Source organism: Streptomyces liangshanensis (genome assembly GCF_011694815.1).
GTDB classification, from domain to species: Bacteria; Actinomycetota; Actinomycetes; order Streptomycetales; family Streptomycetaceae; genus Streptomyces; species Streptomyces liangshanensis.
This window is the reverse complement of sequence record NZ_CP050177.1, coordinates 1,913,897-1,936,638: the sequence shown is the minus strand read 5'-3', so window position 1 is coordinate 1,936,638 and position 22,742 is coordinate 1,913,897. Positions and strand designations below refer to the sequence as shown.

Here is a 22,742-nt window from a genome sequence, read left to right as displayed (position 1 = left end):
CCGCGCCGGGAGGCGGATCAGGTGCGGGTCGGCCCGTAGTAGGTGGTGATCCAGGCCTGGCCGGCGGAGTTCACCGCGACCATGGTGGCGTGGACGTTGAGGATGCCGTAGACGTAGGTGCGGGTGGCGCCGGTCTGCGCCAGGGCGCTTGTGACTTCCGGCATGGAAGGCGCGGTGCCGGTGACGCTGATCCTGTCGCGGGCCTCGTCGAGGTACGTGCCGACGAGGTGGTGGACGCCTTCGCGCTCGGCGGGGACGGAAGGCCCGCCGAGCAGGAGGTGCTTGAGGGCGTGCCCGGCCAGGGCGTGGGCCGTACGGAAGTTGAGCCGCGCCGCCTCGGCGTGGATCGTCAGGGCGAATCCCGGCCGATGGGTCCGCCAGTCCGCCTCCGCGCCCAGTTGCACGGGCCCGGTGCCGACGGCGGCGGGCGAGCCGACCGCCAGGTCGTACATCGCGTCCACCCGCGCGGGATAGGTGTCCGCCTTGTAGGCGCCGCCGAAACTGCTCACGGCGGCCAGGAAGAAGGCGTGCAGCTGGCTGTAGTCGAGCACCGTGGCCGCCTGCCGGTGGTCGGCGAACGCCGTGCCGGCCGCGGCGATCACCGGGTTCGCGAAGCCCGGCTGGGACCGCGCCGTTTCGTAGTACCGCAGCAGCGTGATCTCGTCCTCCAGCGTGGTGAAGCGCTGGGGGCCGAGACCGAGGGCGGCGCGCGCGTCGGGCACCGCCGCCAGGTGGCGGTCCAGGGTCACCCGCCACTTCCTGAGCGCGTTGCTGAGCTGCGAGTCGGTGGCGGTCACCAGGCCGTCGAGTTCGCCTGCGAGCCGTACCTCGTCCAGGAAGGCCGGGTGCGCGCGGAACGGCTCGCCGTTCTGGCCCCTCACCTCCCAGAACGGATCCCTCGGCGTGTATGCGGCCTTCTGCGCGGTGAGTGCCTGCTTCAACTCGTCCCACGGCATGGCTGTGTCCCCCCTCGTGACATCCGTCCGCCTCTGCTCCCGCCGGAACCCACCCCTGCCCGGACGCCGGCGAACGGGCGCCGATCGGCGCGGGCCTCACCCTTTCGTGGAGCGTCCGGTATGCCTACCGTGCGGGAGGGGCGTGCGGGAGCAGAAAGGGCGCATTCCTGGCGGACGGCGGCGCGGGCGTCTGACGACGGGGCGCCGGGATGGTGGCGTAACGGGTGTTTATCGTCAGGCAGACGACTATGATCGCCGCATGTCGCCCTACGACCCGTCAGCCTTTCCGCCGTTCGCTGTCACCGTCGACCTGGTCGTGCTCACCGTGCGGGCCCACGTGCTCTGCGCGCTGGTGGTCCGACGTGGGGAGACGCCGTTCCAGGGGCGGTGGGCGCTGCCGGGCGGGTTCGTCCGGGGCGACGAGGACCTCGCGGCGGCGGCCGCGCGGGAGCTGGCCGAGGAGACCGGACTGCCCGCGCACGACCCGGCGTCCCCGGCGCCCGGGAACACCGCCCACCTCGAACAGCTCGGCACCTACGGCGATCCCGGGCGCGACCCCCGCATGCGGGTGGTCAGCGTGGCGCACCTGGCGCTCTCGCCCGACCTCCCCGCGCCCCGCGCGGGCGGCGACGCCAACAGCGCCCGGTGGGCGCCGGTCGACGCGCTGCTCCACGGGGAGGGCGGCTTCGCGCGGGAGGACGAGCAGCCCGCGCAACTCGCCTTCGACCACGCGCGGATCCTCGCGGACGGGGTGGAGCGCGCCCGCTCCAAGATCGAGTACTCGTCGCTCGCCACCGCCTTCTGCCCCCCGGAGTTCACCGTGGGCGAGCTGCGGCGGGTGTACGAGGCGGTGTGGGGCGTCGCCCTCGATCCCCGTAACTTCCACCGCAAGGTGACCGGCACCCCCGGGTTCCTCGTCCCGTCGGGCGGCACCACCACGCGGCAGGGCGGGCGGCCCGCGCAGTTGTTCCGGGCCGGCGGCGCGACCGTGCTCAACCCGCCGATGCTGCGTCCCGAGGTCTGACCGTACGAACGGGGCGGGGTGCGCGCCGTGTCCGGTCGTCCCGCGCGACCGATCGGACACGGCGCCCTCACCCTGCGCAACAAGTCGGACATATCGCGTTATCTTGCTGGGTAACACTCTGCCGCCGAGCGGTCACACCTTCCCCGCGAGAGAAGCGATGCTCCAGGCCATCGGACTGACCAGCGCCCCCCGTCGAGACCTCACCCCCGCCGTCGACGATCTGACCTTCGAGGCCCGGCCCGGCTGTGTCACGGCGCTGCTCGGCGCCCCCGGCGCGGGCAAGACCACCGCCCTGCGGCTCATGCTCGACCTCGAACGCGGCCGTGGCGTCACCTACTTCCGGGGCCGGCCGCTCCACCGCATCGCCCACCCGGCCCGCGAGCTCGGCGTGCTCCTCGGCGACGTACCGGGCCATCCGGCCAGGACCGCCCGGGGCCAGCTCCGGATGCTCTGCGCGGCCGCCGGCGTGCCCGCCTCGCGCGCCGACGAACTGCTCGAAGTCGTGGGCCTCACCGCCCTGCGCGACGAACCCCTCGGCGCGCTCTCCCTCGGCATGGACCGCAGACTCGGCCTCGCCTCCGCCCTGTTGGGCGACCCGCACACCCTGCTGCTCGACGCGCCGTCCGCCGGCCTCTCGCCCCGCGAGACCAGCTGGCTGTTCGGACTGCTCGCCGCCCACGCCGCCCACGGCGGCACCGTGCTCTACACGACCGACGACCCCAAGGAGGCCGCCCGCACCGCCGACCGCGTCGTCACCGTCGACGGGGGCCGCCTCGTCGCCGACCAGGACCGCGCCGCCTTCTCGCGTACCCGGCTGCGCCCGCGGGTCGCCGTCAGGACACCGCACGCCGCCCGCCTCGCCGACGCGCTGAGCCGCGAGGCCAGGGCCAGCAAGCGGTCCGTCGAGGTGATCGCCGAGGCGGGCAGCCGGCTCACCGTGTACGGGAGCAGCTGCCCGGAGATCGGCGAGACGGCCTTCCGGCACGGCGTCCTCGTCCACCAGCTCGCCGACGAGATCGGCGACACCGGCCCCGTACCACCCCTGATCCCGGCGCCCACGACGCCTGCCGCGCGCCAGGAGGCGTACGACTCCCGGCCCGTGCCCCGGCCGAGGGCGCTGGCGTCGCGCCCCGCCCGCAGCCCGCTCAGGCCCGTGCGGTACGAGCTGCGCCGCATGCTGGGCGTCCGGACCGCGCCGGTCGTCGCGGCCGCCGTCCTCGTCGCGTCGGTGGCCCTCGCCGTCCCGCTCGCCAGGACCGGCGGAACCCCGCTGCCCGGCCTGCTCGCGGCCTGGCCCGACCTCCTGCCCCTGCCGCCCGCCGCCCTCGGCGCGGGCCTGCTCGGCGCGCTCTCGTTCGGCGACGAGTTCCGCTACCCCGCCCTCGCCGGCGCCCGCGGCACCGTCCCGCGCCGCCTCGGCCTGCTGCTCGCCAAGCTCGCCGTGACCGCCGGGTCGGCGCTGCTGCTCGCCGCCCTGGTGGTGGTCGCCGACGCGGGGGCGCTGCGGCTCGCGTACGGCGCCGACGCCGCGCCGGTGCCGCACAACTGGACCGCGCTCGCCGCCGGTTGGGCCCTGCTCGCCGTCGGCTGCGCCTGGGCGGGGCTGCTGGGCGCCGGGGTCTTCCGGGTCACGGCGGCCGGGATGGCGGCGGTCCTCGCCGTACCCGTCGCGGTCGTACCGCTGGTGCAGAAGGCCCTCGCGGGGCCGTCCGCGCGTTCGATCGTCGGACTCCCGGGCCGGTTGCGCGAGCTGGCCTGGCCCGCGTGGCCCCATCAGGCCGACCGCTGGCTGCTGGCGACCGTCCGGCTGATCGCCCAGCCGGTCGCCGCAGCGCTCACCCTGTCGCTCCTGGCCCTCCTCTGCGCGTATTTGCTCACCGGCCTTCGTCGAAGGGCCCGTTGGTGACCGAAGCTGGCCGGATGCGTGTCCCGGTGGGCACAACTCCCCTGAAAACGGCCGCTTCTTTCCGATAAGGCGTCAATCGAAGGGCGGGCGCCGATCACCCTTTCGTGTGCTTTTCACCAAAGACCTCAAGGGTGGTGGAATCAACGCCGACAAAGGATGCGTGAGTACCCTTGCGCACACCATGATGACCGCCGCCCGCTCCGTCGACCCCGGCCTCGCCGGACCGGGTGAACTCGACCGCTACCCCTTCGCGGAGGCGCCCGGCGCCGAACGCGCCGCCTCGCCCGTCTGGGACGGGGCGGATACCGATCTGGGCCGGGTCGGCCGCCGTTCGGCGGGCAGCCGCGGGCGCGGACTGCACGGCCAACTCGTCCAGCAGCTCGGCCAGATGATCGTGTCCGGCGACCTGGGCGCCGACCGGCCGCTCGTGCCCGAGGAGATCGGACAGCGTTTCGAGGTCTCCCGCACGGTGGTCCGTGAGTCGCTGCGTGTGCTGGAGGCGAAGGGGCTCGTCAGCGCCCGCCCCAATGTCGGGACCCGGGTCCGCCCCGTGAGCGACTGGAACCTGCTGGACCCCGACATCATCGAATGGCGGGCCTTCGGCCCTTCGCGTGACGACCAGCGCCGGGAGCTGGCCGAGCTGCGCTGGACCATCGAGCCCCTCGCCGCCCGCCTGGCGGCCGGCCACGGCCGGGAGGACGTGCAGCAGCGCCTCTCCGACATGGTGGAGATCATGGGCCACGCCCTGGCGCAGGGTGACGCGATCACGTTCGCCCGGGCGGACGCCGAATTCCACAACCTGCTGATCCAGCTCGCGGGCAACCGCATGCTGGAGCACCTCTCCGGCATCGTCTCCGCCGCCCTCCAGGTCTCCGGGTCCCCGGTCACCGGGTGCGACCGGCCCACCGAGGCCTCGGTCACCCACCACAGCCGCATCCTGGAGGCGCTCGCCGCCGGGGACGCGAACGCGGCCGAGGCGGCCATGCGCCAACTGCTCACGGTCCACCCGGAAGTGGAGCGCGTCGTTCCGGCGCCGCGCGAGCACTGAACACCGCTCGGGTCAGGGCGTACGGGGATGTACGCGTCGTGTGTCGCCGGGCCCACCGGGTCCGGCGACACGAATGTGGGGTCTTAGACCCCCTTCTGGCCACCTTGTCGCAAATGGGGTGTGACTCGGGCCACGTGGATTGGGCGTAACACTCCTCGGCACCGTGCGATGACCTAAGAGGTGAGAGCCGAGGAGGGAATACGACCGCCGCGCATGGCGCTGTATTCACCTCTGAGGTCCTAGCCCGCGCCGTCGGCGACATCCCCAGCCGCCGGTCGTCGGCTCCGGCCCGATCCTGGGCGGGGCCGGAAGCCGTTTCCATCGTTCCGAGAGGTTGTTCGTGTCGGCCAGCACATCCCGTACGCTCCCGCCGGAGATCGCCGAGTCCGAGTCTGTGATGGCGCTCATCGAGCGGGGAAAGGCTGATGGGCAGATCGCCGGCGATGACGTGCGTCGGGCCTTCGACGCTGACCAGATTCCGCCAACCCAGTGGAAGAATGTTCTGCGCAGCCTCAACCAGATCCTCGAGGAAGAGGGTGTGACGCTGATGGTCAGTGCCGCGGAGTCGCCGAAGCGCGCCCGCAAGAGCGTCGCTGCGAAGAGCCCGGTCAAGCGCACCGCCACCACGAAGGCCGTCGCCGCCAAGACGACCACGACGAAGACCGTCGCGGCCGCCACCGCCACCCCGTCGGCCGAGTCCGTGGACGCGGGCGCCGACGAGCTCACGGCCACCCCCGCGAAGAAGGCCGCGGCGAAGAAGACCGTGGCCAAGAAGGCGACCGCCAAGAAGGCCGCCGTGAAGAAGACGGCAGCCAAGAAGACCAGCGCCAAGAAGGACGCCGACGACGCCGACGGCGAGGAGTCGGCGGAAGAGGTAGTGGCCGGCAAGGGCGAGGAGGAGGAGACCGAGGGCGAGAACAAGGGCTTCGTCCTCTCCGACGACGACGAGGACGACGCGCCCGCGCAGCAGGTCGCCGTCGCCGGTGCCACCGCCGACCCGGTCAAGGACTACCTCAAGCAGATCGGCAAGGTCCCGCTCCTCAACGCCGAGCAGGAGGTCGAGCTCGCCAAGCGCATCGAGGCCGGTCTCTTCGCCGAGGACAAGCTGGCCAACGCCGACAAGCTCGCCCCCAAGCTCAAGCGCGAGCTGGAGATCATCGCCGAGGACGGGCGCCGCGCCAAGAACCACCTCCTGGAGGCCAACCTCCGCCTGGTGGTCTCGCTGGCCAAGCGCTACACCGGCCGCGGCATGCTCTTCCTGGACCTGATCCAGGAGGGCAACCTCGGTCTGATCCGCGCGGTCGAGAAGTTCGACTACACCAAGGGCTACAAGTTCTCCACGTACGCCACCTGGTGGATCCGCCAGGCGATCACGCGCGCCATGGCCGACCAGGCCCGCACCATCCGTATTCCGGTGCACATGGTCGAGGTCATCAACAAGCTCGCGCGGGTGCAGCGCCAGATGCTCCAGGACCTGGGCCGTGAGCCCACCCCGGAGGAGCTGGCCAAGGAACTCGACATGACCCCCGAGAAGGTCATCGAGGTCCAGAAGTACGGCCGCGAGCCGATCTCCCTGCACACTCCGCTGGGCGAGGACGGCGACAGCGAGTTCGGGGACCTCATCGAGGACTCCGAGGCGGTCGTGCCGGCCGACGCCGTGAGTTTCACGCTCCTCCAGGAGCAGTTGCACTCGGTGCTCGACACCCTCTCCGAGCGGGAGGCCGGCGTCGTGTCCATGCGCTTCGGCCTCACCGACGGGCAGCCGAAGACACTGGACGAGATCGGCAAGGTCTACGGCGTGACGCGCGAGCGCATCCGCCAGATCGAGTCCAAGACCATGTCGAAGCTGCGCCACCCGTCGCGTTCGCAGGTCCTGCGCGACTACCTCGACTAGGACGCGTCCTGGCCGGTACGGGTCCTGGGACGCGTACCACCGCACGATCGTTCGACAGGCCCGGACCCGCGGAGACATGGTGCTCCCCGGGGCCGGGCCTTCGCGCGGTCCGGGGGTGCGAGACTCGGCCGGTGGGATGACTCTGGGTGTACCAGAGTCCACCGGAGAGTCAGGAGCCTGTATGCGTCGTCCTCTTGCCCGAGCGCTGACCGGAGGACTGGCCGTGATCGCGGCGGGGGCCGTGCTCCCGCTCGCCTCGCCCGTGCCCGCCGCCGCGGACCGTGTGGTCATCGGTGGCCAGGCGGTACGGATCGCGGACAGTCCGTGGGTCGTGGCCCTGTCCAGCCGTACCCGCTTCGGCGGTACGCGGGCGGGCCAGTTCTGCGGAGGCGTGGTGGTGGCGCCGACAAAAGTCCTGACCGCGGCGCACTGCATGAGCCGGTCCGTCCTCGGCGCGGCGCCCGAGTCCGTACGGGACCTCCGGGTCGTCGTGGGACGGGAGCGGCTGCTGGGGTCGGACGGGCGGGAGATCGCCGTACGGTCGGTCCTGGTCGACCCGGCGTACGACCCGGCCACCAACGCCTCCGACCTCGCGGTCCTGACGCTGGCGGACGCGGTGCCCGCCTCGTACGTGATCCGGCCGGTGGAACCGGGCGGCGAGGAGGCCGCCCCGGGCACCCCGGCGGCGGTCTACGGCTGGGGTGACACCACGGGGGAGGGGCGCTACGCGTACGGGCTGCGCTCCGCGCCCGTGACGGTCCTGCCGGACGCGACCTGCGAGCGGGCCTACCCGGGAGGCTCAGGGGGCCGCTACGAGGCCTCCACGATGCTCTGTGCGGGCGACACGGCCGGCGGGCACGACGCGTGCCAGGGGGACAGCGGCGGGCCGCTGGTGGCCCGTGGGCGGCTCGTCGGGCTGGTGTCGTGGGGCAGCGGCTGCGGGCGGGCCGAGAGTCCCGGGGTCTACACCCGGGTCACGACGGCGGTCCAGCCGGTGGCGGAGGCCCTGCGGGCCAAGGCCGGCAGGCGGCGCTGAGGGTCCGGGCGGCACGGGGGGTGGTCCGGGCGGCGAGGGTCTTCGCGGGGTGCGGGCAGCACAAACGGCGCGGGCAGCACAAACGGCGCCGGCGGCTCCGCCGGCGCCCCGCGTGCTCCCCGCGATGACGAGAACGGGCGGCCTCCCTGCTCTGTGCAGGGACGCCGCCCGTCGGCCGGTCAGGACCGGCCCTTGGCTCGTCGTGGATGCGAGGTGTCAGTGTTCCTCTTCACCGGGGACGGCAGGGACGGCCGTCAGTCGGTCGGTCTCATCCTGTATTTCCGCGGCGATCTTCTTGAGTTCCGGCTCGAACTTACGTCCGTGGTGGGCGCAGAAGAGCAGTTCACCACCGCTGGACAGGACAACGCGCAGATAGGCCTGGGCGCCGCACCGGTCGCAGCGGTCTGCCGCGGTCAGCGGGCTCGCGGGGGTCAGAACAGTAGTCACGTCGCCTCTTCTCTAGCTCGACGAGCTGTCGTACCAGGGTCAACATCCAACCAGGCCGAAAACGTTCCCGCTCGCGGCTTTTCCTCGAAACTTCTTCTCGTGGTGGTCGGGTGTTGGCGGTTGGCGGCGAATGTGCCGTATTGCTCGCTGGGCTTCGCACTACGGAGTTCGCGTTTGCTTGACGTCGCTTGTCACAGGTGGGGGAGCCCTCCCGGCCGGCTTGCCGGTTGTTGATGAGGACGTGCCCGGAGCCTAAATGGTTCATGCCTGGATGGGAACGTGATGTGTGCTTCACTCCATCGAGGGATCGAACACCTATGCGACCTTCGACTAGCATGAGAAAAGGGCGAGGGTGGCGTGACAACGGCTCTACCAGGCCTCTGTACCCTCTGACCGGTGACAGACGCCGGGCCTTTACCCCACTTGGGCCCATCTCAAATTCAGCGAGGAGCGAACCGCGTGACCGCCGATACGTCCGTGCCGTCCAGTGCGCTGCTGACCGCAGACCGTGACGGTTCCAACTACACCGCGCGGCACCTGCTCGTCCTTGAGGGGCTCGAAGCGGTCCGCAAGCGACCCGGGATGTACATCGGGTCGACCGACAGCCGGGGCCTGATGCACTGCCTCTGGGAGATCATCGACAACTCGGTGGACGAGGCCCTGGGGGGCTACTGCGACCACATCGACGTGACCCTGCACGAGGACGGCTCCGTCGAGGTCAAGGACAACGGCCGGGGCATCCCGGTCGACGTCGAGCCCAAGACCGGCCTCTCCGGCGTCGAGGTCGTGATGACCAAGCTGCACGCGGGCGGGAAGTTCGGCGGCGGCTCGTACGCCGCCTCCGGCGGCCTGCACGGCGTCGGCGCCTCGGTCGTCAACGCCCTCTCCGCCCGGCTCGACGTCGAGGTGGACCGCAACGGCGCCACGCACGGCATCAGCTTCCGGCGCGGTGTCCCGGGCATCTTCACCGAGCAGGGCCCCGACGCGCCCTTCGACCCGGCGAACGGCCTCCTCAAGGGCAAGCGGGTCCCCAGGACCCGTACCGGCACCCGGGTGAGGTACTGGGCGGACCGGCAGATCTTCCTCAAGGACGCCAAGCTCTCCCTGGAGCACCTGCACCAGCGCGCCCGCCAGACCGCCTTCCTCGTCCCCGGGCTCACCATCGTCGTCAGGGACGAGCGGGCGGCCGGCGAGAGCGAGGGCGGCGGCACGGTTGAGGAGACGTTCCGCTTCGACGGCGGCATCAGCGAGTTCTGCGAGTACCTGGCGCAGGACAAGGCCGTCTGCGACGTGCTGCGGCTGACCGGCTCGGGCACCTTCAAGGAGACCGTGCCCGTCCTGGACGACCGCGGCCACATGACGCCCACCGAGGTGACCCGCGAGCTGGGCGTCGACGTCGCCCTGCGCTGGGGTACGGGGTACGACTCCACGATCCGCTCGTACGTGAACATCATCGCCACCCCCAAGGGCGGCACCCACGTGAGCGGCTTCGAGCGGTCCCTCACCAGGACGGTCAACGAGGTGCTGCGCTCGGCGAAGCTGCTGCGCGTCGCCGAGGACGACATCGTCAAGGACGACGCCCTGGAAGGCCTCACCGCCGTCGTGACCGTACGGCTCGCGGAGCCGCAGTTCGAGGGCCAGACGAAGGAGATCCTCGGGACGTCCGCGGCCAACCGGATCGTCGCCAACGTGATCGCCAAGGAGCTCAAGGAGTTCCTGACGTCCACGAAGCGCGACGCCAAGGCGCAGGCGCGGGCCGTCCTGGAGAAGGCCGTCGCGGCGGCCCGTACGCGCATCGCGGCCCGCCAGCACAAGGAGGCGCAGCGCAGGAAGACGGCGCTGGAGTCCTCCTCGCTGCCCGCGAAGCTGGCCGACTGCCGCAGCGACGACGTGGACCGCAGCGAGCTGTTCATCGTGGAGGGGGACTCCGCGCTGGGTACGGCGAAGCTCGCCCGGAACAGTGAGTTCCAGGCGCTCCTGCCGATCCGGGGCAAGATCCTCAACGTCCAGAAGTCGTCGGTCTCGGACATGCTCAAGAACGCCGAGTGCGGGGCGATCATCCAGGTCATAGGAGCGGGTTCCGGGCGGACCTTCGACATCGACTCGGCCCGCTACGGCAAGATCGTGCTCCTCGTGGACGCCGACGTCGACGGCGCGCACATCCGCTGCCTGCTGCTGACGCTCTTCCAGCGGTACATGCGGCCGATGGTGGAGGCGGGCCGGGTCTTCGCCGCCGTGCCGCCGCTGCACCGGATCGAGCTGGTCCAGCCCAAGAAGGGCCAGGACAAGTACGTGTACACGTACTCGGACAACGAGCTGCGCGAGACGATGGCCCAGTTCCAGCGCAAGAACATCCGGTACAAGGACTCCATCCAGCGCTACAAGGGCCTCGGCGAGATGGACGCCGACCAGCTGGCCGAGACCACGATGGACCCCCGCCACCGCACGCTGCGGCGGATCAACATCGGGGACCTCGAATCGTCCGAGCAGGTCTTCGACCTCCTGATGGGCAACGAGGTCGCGCCCCGCAAGGAGTTCATCACCAGCTCGGCGGCGACGCTGGACCGGTCCCGTATCGACGCCTGAGACGGCTGGCACGGCTGGGACGGCTGGGACGCCTCAACGACAGCTGAGCGCCTCGACGGACCCTCGGGGGCCGGTGTTCTCCACCCACGGGTGGAGAACACCGGCCCCCGAGGGTCCTCCCTCGTTCCACCCCTGCTCCGATGTTCCGGAGCGGCCGCTTCCGTAGCGTCGTCGGTGTCGCACCACTTCGCCGCGGGAGGCCCCTCATGTCCACGCTCATCGACGTACTGGTCGCCGTCGCCGTCGTCGCCCTGATCGTCGCGCGCCAGACGAGGCCCCAGCGGATCGCCGCGGGCGGGCGCCGCTGGCTCGTCCTCCCCGCGATCCTCGTGGTCGTCGCCCTGCGCGGACCGGACCTCCTCGGCGCGCACCACCAGGCCCTGTCCGCGGGGCTGCTCGGCGCGGAGCTGGTGGTGGGCCTGCTGATGGGCGCCGGCTGGGCCGCGACCAGCAAGATCTGGGCCGAGCCCGACGGATCGCTCTGGTCCAGGGGGACCAGGGCCACCGCCGCCGTCTGGGTCCTCGGCATCGCCGTACGGTTCGGGCTGGCCGGCCTCGGCGCGCTCCAGGGCGTCCACCAGGGCACCGGAGCGGTACTTCTCGCGCTCGCCGCCTCCCTCCTCGTCCGCAGGGGCATGCTGGCGATGCGGTCCCGCGCCGTGCGGCCGCCGCACGGGGACGGCGCGCCGGCCGTGTCGCCGAAGGACCGTGTGTGATCACGTTCAGGACCTGGACCGCCTGGCCCTCCCGGGAGGCACTGACCGGGCAGGGCCGGACGGATTCCAGGCGCCGTATCGCCCACGTGATCCGGCTGTTCGTCCTCGGCGGCCTGTTCTGGTCGACGTTCGCCCGTGACGAGGTCTCCGGCTGGGGCGCGGCCGCGGCCACCGCGGGCCTCCTCGCCGTCGCCGCCTGCGTCTGGTCCTTCCACCGCACCACCCTGCGGCACGAACTGTGGCGGTCGCTCGGGCTGCTGGCGCTGCTGATGGGCGCGGGGGCGGGCGCCCACGAGGCCGGGTTCGACATCCCGGCCGTCGTGCTGTGGTGCGTCTGCGCGGTCAGCGCCCTGGAACGCCTGCCGTTCGCGGCCGGGCTGCCCGTCGGCCTGGTCGCGCTCGGCGCCTTCGCGGCGGTCAACCACGACGCCTGGCTCACCACGCTCCTCACCGCCGCGGGGCTGCTGCTGGCCGGGTACGTCCTGCGGCTCGACGCGGAGGCGCGCGGGACCGCGCAACGGCTCCTCGCGCAGGAACGCGCCGCCCGCGCCGCCGAGGCGGAGTCCGCCGCGCTCGCGGAGCGCGCCAGGATCGCCCGGGACATCCACGACGTCCTGGCGCACAGCCTCTCCGCGCAGCTCGTCCACCTGGAGGCGGCGCGGCTGCGCATCGAGCGGGAACCGCCCGGCGAGTTCCGCGACCAGATCCTCGAACGGGTCGTCGGCGCCCGCTCCATGGCCCGGGAGGGACTGAACGAGACCCGCCAGGCGCTCTCCGCCCTTCGCGGCGAGATGGCCCCCCTCGGGGAGTACCTGCGGGAGCTGGCCGCGACGGACGGCGCCGAGGTCGAGATCGCCGGCGCGCCCAGGGCGCTGAGCGCCGAGGCGTCGCAGACGGTGCGCCGGGTGGTCCAGGAGGCCCTGACCAACGTGCGCAAGCACGCCGCGGGCGCGCGGGTGCGGATCCGCCTCACGTACGGGACGGACGACGTGTCGCTGGAGGTACGGGACTCGGGCGGCACGGGCAAGGGCCCGGCCGGGCTCGGCACGTCCGGGTCCGGGTACGGTCTGCTCGGGATGCGCGAGCGGGCCGAACTGCTCGGCGGCACGCTGGAGGCCGGTTCCGGGGGCCCCGGCGGGAAGGGGTTCAGCGTGCGGCTGCGAGTACCGGCGTGACGGACCGGGCGGCGGGTGCCGGCGCGGACGGCGGCCGGGCACCGGCGCGGGTGGTCGTGGCCGACGACCAGGCCGTGGTCCGCGAGGGCATCGTGATGCTGCTCGGGCTGCTGCCCGGCATCGAGGTCGTCGGGGCCGCGCGCGACGGCGAGGAGGCGGTGGCCCTCGTCGCCGGACTCGCCCCCGACGTGGTGCTGATGGACCTGCGGATGCCGCGCTGCGACGGCGTGGAGGCCACCCGCCGGATCCGTACGGACCATCCGGGCACCCAGGTCGTGGTGCTCACGACGTACGCCGACGACGAGTCCCTGTTCGCGGCGCTGCGGGCGGGCGCCCGGGGCTACCTGACCAAGGACGCGCGGGGTGAGGAGATCGTCCGGGCCGTCGACGACGTCCTGGCGGGCGAGGCCGGGCTCGCCCCCGCCGTCCAGCGCCGCCTGCTGGAGCGGGTCACGGCGCCGCCGCCGGACCCGGGGCCGGCCGAACTGCCCGACGGGCTGACCGCGCGGGAGGCCGAGGTGCTGACGCTGGTCGCCGAGGGGCTCTCCAACAAGGAGATCGCGGGGCGCTTGCACATCGGCGCGGCCACTGTGAAGACCCACATCAACAACCTCTTCGCCAAGACGGGCGTGCGGGACCGGGCACAGGCGGTGCGGTACGCGTACCGGCGCGGCCTCGTCCCGCCCCCGGAGCCGGGGACTCCTGTCACCTGATGGGGTGAAGTCGGGGGAGTGGAGAGTCCGGGGTCCTCCCCTTCTGTCCATCCTTGGGACGCGGCCGAAACGGTTCGCTGACAAGGAGAGTTGACCGGTGGAGAAGCAGGAAGGGCGTGAGCCCGCGGCGGTGCGGCTCGACGACCCGTGGTACGACGCGCTGGCCGACGGCTGGGGCGACCTGGACGGTACGGGACTCCCCGCCGGCCCCGCTGCCGACGCCGGCCCCGCCGACGACACCGCCGTACCGGACGGATCGCAGGCTCCCGGGCACGGCCCCAGCGCCGCCGACATCTACGGGGAAGTGCAGCGCAGCGCCGCCTTCCAGGAGGTGCGTGGCCGCTACCGCAGGTTTGTCGTCCCCGCCTCGGTCGCCTTCTTCGTCTGGTACTTCGCGTACGTGGTCGCGGCGACCGCCGCGCCCGGGTTCATGGCCAGGCCGGTGGTGGGCGCGGTGAACGTGGCGATGGTGGCCGGGCTCGGCCAGTTCCTCTCCACCTTCCTGCTGACCTGGGCGTACGCGCGGCACGCGCGGCTGCACCGGGACCGGGCGGCGCTCGAACTGCGCTGGGAGACCCAGGAGATGACGCGGGGGGCGGAACGATGAGCGGCGACCACCAGACCCTGGCGCTGGTGCTGTTCAGCGCGTTCGTCGCGGTCACCCTGGGCATCACCACCTGGGTGAGCCGCGACCGCCGCGGTTCGGCGGAGGAGTTCTACGCGGGCGGGCGGCTGTTCTCGCCGATGGAGAACGGATTCGCCATCGCGGGCGACTACATGTCCGCCGCCTCCTTCCTCGGCATCTCGGGGGTGATCGCCCTCTTCGGCTACGACGGCGTGCTCTACTCGGTCGGTTTCCTCGTCGCCTGGCTGGTGGTGCTCCTGCTCGTCGCCGAACTCGTCCGCAACTGCGGGCGGTTCACCCTCGCCGACGTGATCGCCGCGCGGATGGGCGAGCGGCCGGTGCGGATCGCCGCGGGCACCTCCTCGGTCACCGTCTCCGTGCTCTACCTGGTGGCGCAGATGGTCGGCGCGGGCAGCCTGGTGGCGCTGCTGCTGGGCGGTACGAGCGGGGCGGCGCGCGCCTGGACGGTGATCGGGGTGGGCGCGCTGATGGTCGTGTACGTGTCGCTCGGCGGGATGCGGGCGACGACCTGGATCCAGATCGTCAAGGCCGTGCTGCTGATGGCGGGCGCGGTCGCGCTGACCGTGCTGGTGCTGGTCCGCTTCCACGGGAACGTCAACGCCCTGCTGAACAGCGCCGTCGCGCACAGCGGCCACGGCAGGGAGTTCCTGGCGCCGGGGCTCAAGTACGGCGGGGACTGGACCGCCCGCCTCGACTTCATCAGCCTCGGCCTCGCGCTGGTCCTCGGCACGGCGGGGCTGCCGCACATCCTGTCCCGCTTCTACACCGTGCCCACCGCCCGGGCCGCCCGCCGGTCCGTCGTGTGGTCCATCGGGCTCATCGGCTCCTTCTACCTGATGACGATCGTGCTGGGCTTCGGCGCGGCCGCGCTGGTCGGCTCCGACGCCGTACGGGCCTCGAACGCGGCGGGGAACACCGCCGTACCGCTGCTGGCCCTGGACCTGGGCGGCGGGGCCGGATCGACCGGAGGAACGGTTCTCTTCGCGGTGGTCGCGGCGATCGCCTTCGCGACGATCCTCGCCGTCGTCGCGGGCGTCACGCTCGCCTCGTCCGCGTCCGTCGCGCACGACCTGTACGCGTCGCTGCGGCGCGCGCACGGCAAGCCGCGCGGCGAGGTGGCGGTGGCGCGGGTGGCGGCGGTGGGCATCGGGGCGGTGGCGATCGGGCTGAGCCTGCTGGCGCAGAACCTGAACGTGGCGTTCCTGGTCGGGCTGGCCTTCGCGGTCGCCGCCTCGGCGAACCTGCCCGTCCTGCTCTACTCGCTGTTCTGGCGGAACTTCACCACCAGGGGCGCGGTCTGGTCCGTGTACGGGGGACTGATTCCGGCCGTTCTGCTCGTGGTGCTCTCGCCGGTCGTGTCGGGCAGCCCCGACGCGATCCTCCCCGGGGTCGACTTCCATATCTTCCCGCTCCAGAACCCGGGCCTGGTCTCGATCCCGCTGGGCTTCCTGGCCGGGTGGATCGGTACGGTCACCTCGCCGGAGCCGCCGGACGCGGCGAAGCACGCGGAGACGGAGGTGCGGTCGCTGACGGGGGCCGGGGCGGTGTGAGGGCCGGGCGTCCCGGGCGCGGTCAGGGGTGCGGCCACGCGTAGCGGTGTTCGGGGCGGCCGGTCTCCCCGTACCGCAGGGTCAGGCGGACCCGCCCCGCCCGCTCCAGGAGTTTGAGGTAGCGCTGCGCGGTCTGCCGGCTCATGCCCGCCCGCGCGGCGATCTCCTGGGCGGAGAGCGGGCCCCCGGCGCCCAGGAGCACCTGGCGGACGACCTCCGCGGTGGCGGGGGAGTGGCCGGTGGGGAGCGTGGGGACGGTGGAGGCGGACAGGGCCCCGAACATGCGGTCCACCTCGGACTGTTCGGCCTCGCCGCCGCTCTCCAGCGCGCGGCGCAGTGCCGCGTACGCCTCCAGCTTCGACCGCAGGCCCGCGAAGGTGAACGGTTTGACCAGGTACTGGACCGCGCCGTGCCGCATCGCCGCCTGGACGGTGGCCATGTCGCGGGCCGCCGTCACCATGATCACGTCGGTCTCACGGCCCAGAGCGCGCAGCTCCCGCACCACCGTCAGGCCGTTCTCGTCGGGCAGGCCGTGGTCGAGCAGGACGAGGTCGACGCGGCGCTCGGCGAGCCGCGCGAGCGCCTCGGCGGCGGAGTGCGCCCGGGCCACGACCCGGAAGCCCGCCACCTTGGCCACGTACGCGCAGTTGATCTCCGCGACCCGGAGGTCGTCGTCCACGACCAGTACGTCGATCACGCGTCCCCCGCCGCCCCACGATCCGCCGCCCCACGATCCGCCTCGGCATGGTCCGTCGCCCCACGGTCCGCCCCACGATCCTCCGGGCCCAGTGCCTCCGGGAGGACGACGGTGAACTCCGCGCCGCCGTCCGCCGACCCACCGACCCGTACGCTCCCGCCCTGCCGTTCCGCGAGCCTGCGCACCAGCGCCAGACCGAGGCCGCGCCTGCCGTGGGACGGCGGCGCCTTGGTCGACCAGCCCTCGGAGAAGATCAGGTCACGCTGATGGTCCGGGACCCCCGGGCCGCTGTCGGAGACGCACAGCACGACCGTCCGGCCCTCGGCGCGCAGCCCCACCTCGACGCGCGCCTCCGCCGAACCCGCGGCGGCGTCCAGCGCGTTGTCCACCAGGTTGCCGAGGACGGTGACCAGGCCCTGCGGATCCACCGAACGGTCCGGCAGGAAGGTCTCCGGGGAGAGCCGCAGCGAGACACCGCGCTCGGCGGCGACCGCGGCCTTGCCGACCAGGAGCGCCGCCGCCAGCGGGTCGTGGACCCGCTCGGTGACCTGCTCGGCGGTGACCCGGTGCACCCCGGCCACCTCGGTGACGAACGCGGCCGCCTCGTCGTGCATCCCCAGCTCCAGCAGCCCGAGGAGGGTGTGCATCCGGTTGGCGTGCTCGTGGTCCTGGGCGCGCAGGGCGTCGATCAGCCCGCGGGTCGCGTCCAGTTCCCGGCCCAGCCGCTCCAGCTCGGTCCGGTCGCGGAGGGTGGCGACCGCGCCGCCGTCGTCGGTCGGCATCCGGTTGGCGACCAGGACGCGGCTGCCCCGTACCGTCAGCAGGTCCTCGCCCCGGACACGGCCCGACAGGACGTCGGCGGTGCGTCCCGCGCCGAGCGCGTCCTCCAGCGGCCGGCCCGTCGCCTCGGGGCCGAGGCCCAGGAGCCGCTGCGCCTCGTCGTTCATCAGCCGGATCCGGCCGGCCGGATCGAGGGCGACCACGCCTTCGCGCAGGCCGTGCAGCATGGCCTCGCGTTCGGCGAGGAGGGCCGCGATGTCGGAGAAGGCCAGGTCATGGGTCTGGCGCTGGAGCCGCCGGGAGATCAGGTACGCGGCGAGCGCGCCGGCCGCCAGCGCCCCGCCGGCGTAGGCGAGCAGTCCGGGGATCGCGGCGAGGAGCCGGTCGCGGACACTGTCGTACGCGATCCCGACCGATACGGCCCCGACGATGCGGCCGGCGTCGTCCCGCAGCGGGACCTTGCCCCGCGCCGAGCGCCCCAGGGTGCCGCTGTCGATCTCCATGACGTGCGCGCCCGCGAGGGCCCTGCCCGGGTCGGTGGAGACGACCCTGCCGATCTGGCGGGTGTCGGTGTGCGACCAGCGCACCCCGCGCCTGTCCATGATCACCACGTACTCGGCGCCGGTGGCCTTCCGTATCCGCTCCGCCTCGGCCTGCACCGGCCCCGCGCTCGACGGGCGCGAGCCGAGGAGCGCGTCGGCGACCCGGGCGGAGGCGGTGGTCTCGGCGATCGCGAGGGCCCGGCGCATCGCCTGGTCGTCCAACTGCGCGCTGAGGGGCGCCAGGAAGAGGCCGGTGGCGAGCACGGTCACCCCGGCGGCGACGGCGAGTTGCATCAGGAGCACCTGGGAGAAGACCCGGCGTGGCCGGCCGAACCGCCGTCGTCGCTCCGACGGCGCCATCCCCAGGGTGATCGGTCCGGCGCTCATGTGTACGAACGGTAGAGGTCCGGGCCTCCTTTCCGAAATTTCCACATTCACGCAAGAAACTTGCAAGCTTTGCGGGTCGCTTACGTTTCCCAGTTCGGGGGCCAGATGCGGCCTGTTGTGCGCCTGTGGCAGCCAACTCACGGGGCGGCCCGAGGGATTTGGTTCTGTCGGAGCTGTGGACGGACTCGCATTTCTCTGCAACTCTCTGACCGCTAAACGCAAAAGACTCCGCTGATCAGTGCAGAAACGCTTGCCGCCGAGGCAGGCAGCCAGAGCCGCGCCCTCGCCGCCCCCGCGCCGAGGCCGAAGATCGGGGATCCATGAGATCGCTACGCCGGAGATGGCGGTTCCTCTCCACCGCCGTTGCCACCAGTCTTGTGATGGTGGGCTGGCCGTCACTCGCCGCTTCCGCGGCCGACGGCCCCAACATCGCCGCGGGGCGGACCGCGGCGGCCAACGCGACCACGGGCAACGGAACGGCCCGCAGTGTCACGGACGGCAACCAGTCCACCTACTGGGAGGGCAACGGCAAGTCCTCGCAGTGGGTGCAGTCGGACCTCGGGTCCAGCAAGCGCGTCGACCAGGTCACGCTGAAGCTCCCCGCCGGGTGGGAGAGCCGCAAGCAGACCCTCTCCCTCCAGGGCAGTGAGGACGGCACCAGCTTCTCCACGCTGAAGTCGTCCGCCACGTACTCCTTCAGCAAGGGTGCGGGCAACAAGGTCACCGTCGCCTTCCCTGCGACCAAGGCGCGCTTCGTCCGCGCCGACTTCACGGACAACTCGGCGGGCAAGAAGGCCCAGTTGTCCGAGCTGGAGGTGCACGCCGCCGCCGCGGCCTCGGTGAACCTCGCCCTCGGCAAGACCCTCACGGCGAGCAGCTTCACCCAGGTGTACGGCCCGGGCAACGCCAACGACGGCAACAAGGCCACCTACTGGGAGAGCAACAACAACGCCTTCCCGCAGTGGATCCAGGCCGACCTGGGCTCGTCCGTCGGCGTCAACCAGGTGGTCCTGCGCCTGCCCGACGGCTGGGGCGCCCGGGACCAGACGCTCAAGGTCCAGGGCAGCACCAACAACAGCGCCTTCACGGACCTGACGGCCTCCAAGGCCTACACGTTCAACTCCGCGGGCGCGAACTCGGTGACGATCTCCTTCGACGCCACCACCCAGCGCTACGTGCGGATCCTCATCACCGCCAACACCCAGCAGCCCGGCGGCCAGCTCTCCGAGCTGGAGGTCTACGGCCCCGAGACCGGTGACACCACGGCCCCGAGCGCGCCGACCGAACTGACCTACACGCAGCCCGCGTCCGGCCAGATCCGGCTGTCCTGGCGGCCCTCCACGGACAACACGGCCGTGACGGGTTACGACATCTACGCCAACAACCAGCTGCGCAGCAGCGTCGCGGGCAACGTCACGACCTTCACGGACAGCCAGCCCGCGAGCGCGACCGTCACCTACTACGTACGGGCGAAGGACGCGGCCGGGAACGTCTCCGGGAACAGCAACACCGTGACCCGCGCCGGGGCCTCGGGCGACACCCAGGCGCCCACCGCCCCCGCGAACCTGACCTACACCCAGCCCGCCTCCGACCAGGTCCGCCTGGCGTGGGGCGCGTCGAGCGACAACACGGGCGTGACGGGCTACGACGTCTACGCCAACAACGTGCTGCGCGGCAGCGTCGCGGGCAACGTCCTCACCTACACGGACACCCAGTCCGCGGGCGCCACGGTCTCGTACTTCGTCCGGGCGAAGGACGCGGCCGGGAACGTCTCGTCCAACAGCAACACGGTCACCAGGAACGGCACGCCGGGCACGGCCACCAACCTCGCCGTCGGCAAGCCAATCACCGCGTCCTCCTCGGTCTTCACGTTCGTCGCGGAGAACGCCAACGACAACAGCACGAGCACCTACTGGGAGGGCGCGGGCGGCAGTTACCCCAACACCCTCACGGTGAAGCTCGGCGCCAACGCCGACACGGACTCCGTCGTCGTCAAGCTCAACCCCGACAGCAGCTGGGGGCAGCGCACCCAGAACATCCAGGTGCTCGGCCGCGAGCAGAACGCCACGGGCCTCACCAGCCTGGTGGCCGCGCGGGACTACACCTTCACCCCGGGGACCGGCAACTCGGTCACCATCCCGGTCGGCGCGCGCGTCGCCGACGTCCAGCTGAAGTTCAACTCCAACACCGGCTCCGGCGCGGGCCAGGTCGCCGAGTTCCAGATCCTCGGGGACCCGGCGCCCAACCCGGACCTCCAGGTCACGGCCGTCAGCGCGAGCCCCGCGTCGCCGGTCGAGTCCGACGCGATCACCGTGTCGGCGACCGTGCGCAACGCCGGCGCGCTCGCCGCCCCGGCCAGCACCGTCGACCTGCGGCTCAGCGGCACGAAGGTCGGCTCCGCCTCGGTGGGCGCCCTCGCGGCGGGGGCCTCGGCCACCGTCACCGCGAACATCGGCCCGCGTGACTCCGGTACGTACCAGCTCAGCGCGGTCGCGGACCCGGCCAACGCGGTCGTCGAGTCGAACGAGACCAACAACACCTTCACCAACGCCACCAACCTCGTGGTGCGGCCGGTCGACAGCTCCGACCTGGTCGCGGGCTCGGTCACCACCTCGCCCTCCTCGCCGTCGGCCGGTGACACGGTCACCTTCTCGGCGACGATCAAGAACCAGGGCACGGTGGCCTCCGCGTCCGGCAGCCACGGCATCACGCTGACGCTGCTGAACTCCACGGGCGGCACGGTCAGGACCCTGACCGGCGCCTACAACGGCACGCTCGCCCCGGGCGCGACCTCCGCCACGGTGGGCCTCGGCACCTGGCCCGCCGCGAACGGCTCGTACACCGTCCGGGTCGTCCTCGCGGACGACGCGAACGAACTGCCGGTCAAGCGCGCGAACAACACCAGCAGCCAGCCCCTTTTCGTCGGCCGCGGCGCCAACATGCCGTACGACATGTACGAGGCGGAGGACGGTGTCACCGGTGGCGGCGCGCAGGTCGTCGGTCCCAACCGGACCGTCGGCGACGTCGCGGGCGAGGCCTCGGGACGCAAGGCCGTCACCCTCAACAACACCGGCAACTACGTGGAGTTCACCACCAGGGCCAGCACCAACACGCTGGTCACCCGCTTCTCCATCCCGGACTCCGCGGGCGGCGGTGGCATCAACTCGACGCTGAACGTCTACGTCGACGGTACGTTCCTGAAGGCGATCGACCTCACGTCGAAGTACGCGTGGCTGTACGGCAACGAGACCGGTCCCGGCAACTCGCCCGGCGCCGGCGGCCCCCGTCACATCTACGACGAGGCCAACATCCTCCTGGGCAGGACCGTCCCGGCGGGCAGCAAGATCCGCCTCCAGAAGGACGCCGCGAACACCACCACGTACGCGATCGACTTCGTCAACCTGGAGCAGGCCACCGCGGTGGCGAACCCGGACCCGGCCACGTACACCGTGCCGACCGGATTCACCCAGCAGGACGTCCAGAACGCCCTGGACCGGGTCCGGATGGACACCACGGGCAGGCTCGTGGGCGTCTACCTGCCGGCCGGTGACTACCAGACCTCCAGCAAGTTCCAGGTCTACGGCAAGCCCGTGAAGGTGATCGGCGCGGGACCCTGGTTCACCAGGTTCTTCGCCCCGGCCACGCAGGACAACACGGACGCCGGCTTCCGCGTCGAGGCCGCCGCGAAGGGCTCGTCCTTCACGAGCTTCTCGTTCTTCGGCAACTACACCTCGCGCATCGACGGCCCCGGAAAGGTCTTCGACCTCTCCAACGTCTCCGACATCACGATCGACAACATCTGGAACGAACACACCGTCTGCCTCTACTGGGGCGCGAACGCGGACCGGATCACGATCAGCAACTCCCGTATCCGCAACACGTTCGCCGACGGCGTCAACATGACCAACGGCAGCACCGACAACCACGTCGTGAACAACGACGCGCGGGCCACCGGTGACGACGCGTTCGCCCTCTTCTCGGCGATCGACGCGGGCGGCGCGGACATGTACAACAACGTCTACGAGAACCTCTCGGCGACGCTGGTGTGGCGTGCGGCGGGCCTGGCCGTGTACGGCGGCTACCGCAACACGTTCCGCAACATCCACATCGCGGACACGCTCGTCTACTCGGGCATCACGGTCAGCTCGCTGGACTTCGGCTACCCGATGAACGGCTTCGGGACCGAGCCCACGACGATCGAGAACGTGTCGATCATCAGAGCCGGCGGCCACTTCTGGGGCAGCCAGACCTTCCCGGGCATCTGGTTGTTCTCCGCCTCGAAGGTGTTCCAGGGGATCCGGATCAACAACGTCGACATCGTCGATCCGACCTACAGCGGCATCATGTTCCAGACCAACTACGTAGGCGGTCAGCCGCAGTTCCCGATCAAGGACACCATCCTCAGCGACATCTCGATCACCGGGGCCAAGAAGAGCGGCGACGCCTTCGACGCCAAGTCCGGCTTCGGACTGTGGGCGAACGAGCAGCCGGAGGCGGGCCAGGGACCGGCGGTCGGTGAGGTCACCTTCAACGGCCTGACGCTCAACGGGAACGCCGTGGACATCAGGAACACGACGCCCAACTTCAAGATCATCATCAACCCGTAGGGAGGCACGGGGCGGCCCTCCCCGGGGGTCCC

The 22,742-nt window shown here is 71.8% G+C and carries 16 protein-coding genes; 12 read left to right on the top strand and 4 right to left on the bottom strand.

Annotated elements, in window-relative coordinates; translation table 11 throughout:
• Nucleotides 1-17: 17 nt before the first annotated feature.
• Entirely contained in the window at nt 18-956 is a 939-nt protein-coding gene (locus tag HA039_RS08160; RefSeq protein WP_167025981.1) for a hypothetical protein, read from the bottom strand.
• A gap of 259 nt (nt 957-1,215) precedes the next feature.
• Here HA039_RS08160 and HA039_RS08155 point away from each other — a divergent pair, with 259 nt between their 5' ends.
• From HA039_RS08155 to HA039_RS08135, 5 genes are all read left to right on the top strand, one after another.
• The gene (locus tag HA039_RS08155; protein ID WP_167025978.1) at nt 1,216-1,980 is read left to right on the top strand and encodes an NUDIX hydrolase; all 765 of its coding nucleotides are present in this window, start codon (nt 1,216-1,218) and stop codon (nt 1,978-1,980) included.
• Between the two features lie 157 nt (nt 1,981-2,137).
• Nucleotides 2,138-3,886 (top strand): ATP-binding cassette domain-containing protein, encoded by a 1,749-nt coding sequence (locus tag HA039_RS08150; RefSeq protein ID WP_167036417.1) that lies wholly within the window; start codon nt 2,138-2,140, stop codon nt 3,884-3,886.
• Nucleotides 3,887-4,046: 160 nt separating this feature from the next.
• Entirely contained in the window at nt 4,047-4,934 is an 888-nt protein-coding gene (locus HA039_RS08145) for a FadR/GntR family transcriptional regulator (protein ID WP_167025975.1), read from the top strand.
• A 340-nt stretch (nt 4,935-5,274) separates the two neighbouring features.
• Nucleotides 5,275-6,828 (top strand): RNA polymerase sigma factor, encoded by a 1,554-nt coding sequence (locus HA039_RS08140; RefSeq protein WP_167025972.1) that lies wholly within the window; start codon nt 5,275-5,277, stop codon nt 6,826-6,828.
• A 181-nt stretch (nt 6,829-7,009) separates the two neighbouring features.
• Complete coding sequence (locus tag HA039_RS08135; RefSeq protein ID WP_167025969.1) at nt 7,010-7,864, top strand: S1 family serine peptidase; 855 nt, start codon at nt 7,010-7,012, stop codon at nt 7,862-7,864.
• 216 nt (nt 7,865-8,080) lie between these two features.
• On the opposite strand, the gene HA039_RS08130 is transcribed toward HA039_RS08135, so the two are convergent.
• Nucleotides 8,081-8,311: a DUF7455 domain-containing protein gene (locus HA039_RS08130; protein ID WP_167025966.1), complete on the bottom strand. Its 231-nt coding sequence runs from the start codon at nt 8,309-8,311 to the stop codon at nt 8,081-8,083.
• Nucleotides 8,312-8,770: 459 nt separating this feature from the next.
• On the opposite strand from HA039_RS08130, the gene HA039_RS08125 reads away from it, so the two are divergent.
• From HA039_RS08125 to HA039_RS08100, 6 genes are all read left to right on the top strand, one after another.
• Complete coding sequence (locus HA039_RS08125) at nt 8,771-10,897, top strand: DNA gyrase/topoisomerase IV subunit B (RefSeq protein WP_167025963.1); 2,127 nt, start codon at nt 8,771-8,773, stop codon at nt 10,895-10,897.
• A gap of 206 nt (nt 10,898-11,103) precedes the next feature.
• A complete protein-coding gene (locus HA039_RS08120; RefSeq protein WP_167025959.1) occupies nt 11,104-11,613 on the top strand; it encodes a DUF1453 domain-containing protein in 510 nt (169 codons plus the stop codon).
• Nucleotides 11,613-12,788, top strand: a complete 1,176-nt coding sequence (locus tag HA039_RS08115; protein ID WP_167036414.1) for a sensor histidine kinase — start codon at nt 11,613-11,615, stop codon at nt 12,786-12,788. Before HA039_RS08120 ends, HA039_RS08115 begins: the two co-directional genes overlap by 1 nt.
• Nucleotides 12,785-13,501, top strand: coding sequence for a response regulator (locus tag HA039_RS08110; RefSeq protein ID WP_167025956.1), 717 nt, complete (start codon nt 12,785-12,787; stop codon nt 13,499-13,501). The genes HA039_RS08115 and HA039_RS08110 overlap by 4 nt, the downstream gene beginning before the upstream one ends.
• A gap of 97 nt (nt 13,502-13,598) precedes the next feature.
• A complete protein-coding gene (locus tag HA039_RS08105) occupies nt 13,599-14,108 on the top strand; it encodes a DUF485 domain-containing protein (protein WP_167025953.1) in 510 nt (169 codons plus the stop codon).
• Entirely contained in the window at nt 14,105-15,697 is a 1,593-nt protein-coding gene (locus tag HA039_RS08100) for a solute symporter family protein (protein ID WP_167025950.1), read from the top strand. Before HA039_RS08105 ends, HA039_RS08100 begins: the two co-directional genes overlap by 4 nt.
• Nucleotides 15,698-15,719: 22 nt before the next feature.
• Here the strand turns inward: HA039_RS08100 and HA039_RS08095 are convergent, their stop codons facing one another.
• Nucleotides 15,720-16,394 carry a response regulator gene (locus tag HA039_RS08095; RefSeq protein ID WP_167025947.1) on the bottom strand — a complete coding sequence of 225 codons (675 nt, stop codon included), beginning with the start codon at nt 16,392-16,394 and terminating at the stop codon, nt 15,720-15,722.
• Nucleotides 16,391-18,103: a sensor histidine kinase gene (locus HA039_RS08090; RefSeq protein WP_167025944.1), complete on the bottom strand. Its 1,713-nt coding sequence runs from the start codon at nt 18,101-18,103 to the stop codon at nt 16,391-16,393. Before HA039_RS08090 ends, HA039_RS08095 begins: the two co-directional genes overlap by 4 nt.
• A 320-nt stretch (nt 18,104-18,423) precedes the next feature.
• On the opposite strand from HA039_RS08090, the gene HA039_RS08085 reads away from it, so the two are divergent.
• Nucleotides 18,424-22,710 (top strand): galactose-binding domain-containing protein, encoded by a 4,287-nt coding sequence (locus HA039_RS08085; protein ID WP_167025941.1) that lies wholly within the window; start codon nt 18,424-18,426, stop codon nt 22,708-22,710.
• The last annotated feature ends 32 nt before the right edge of the window (nt 22,711-22,742 follow it).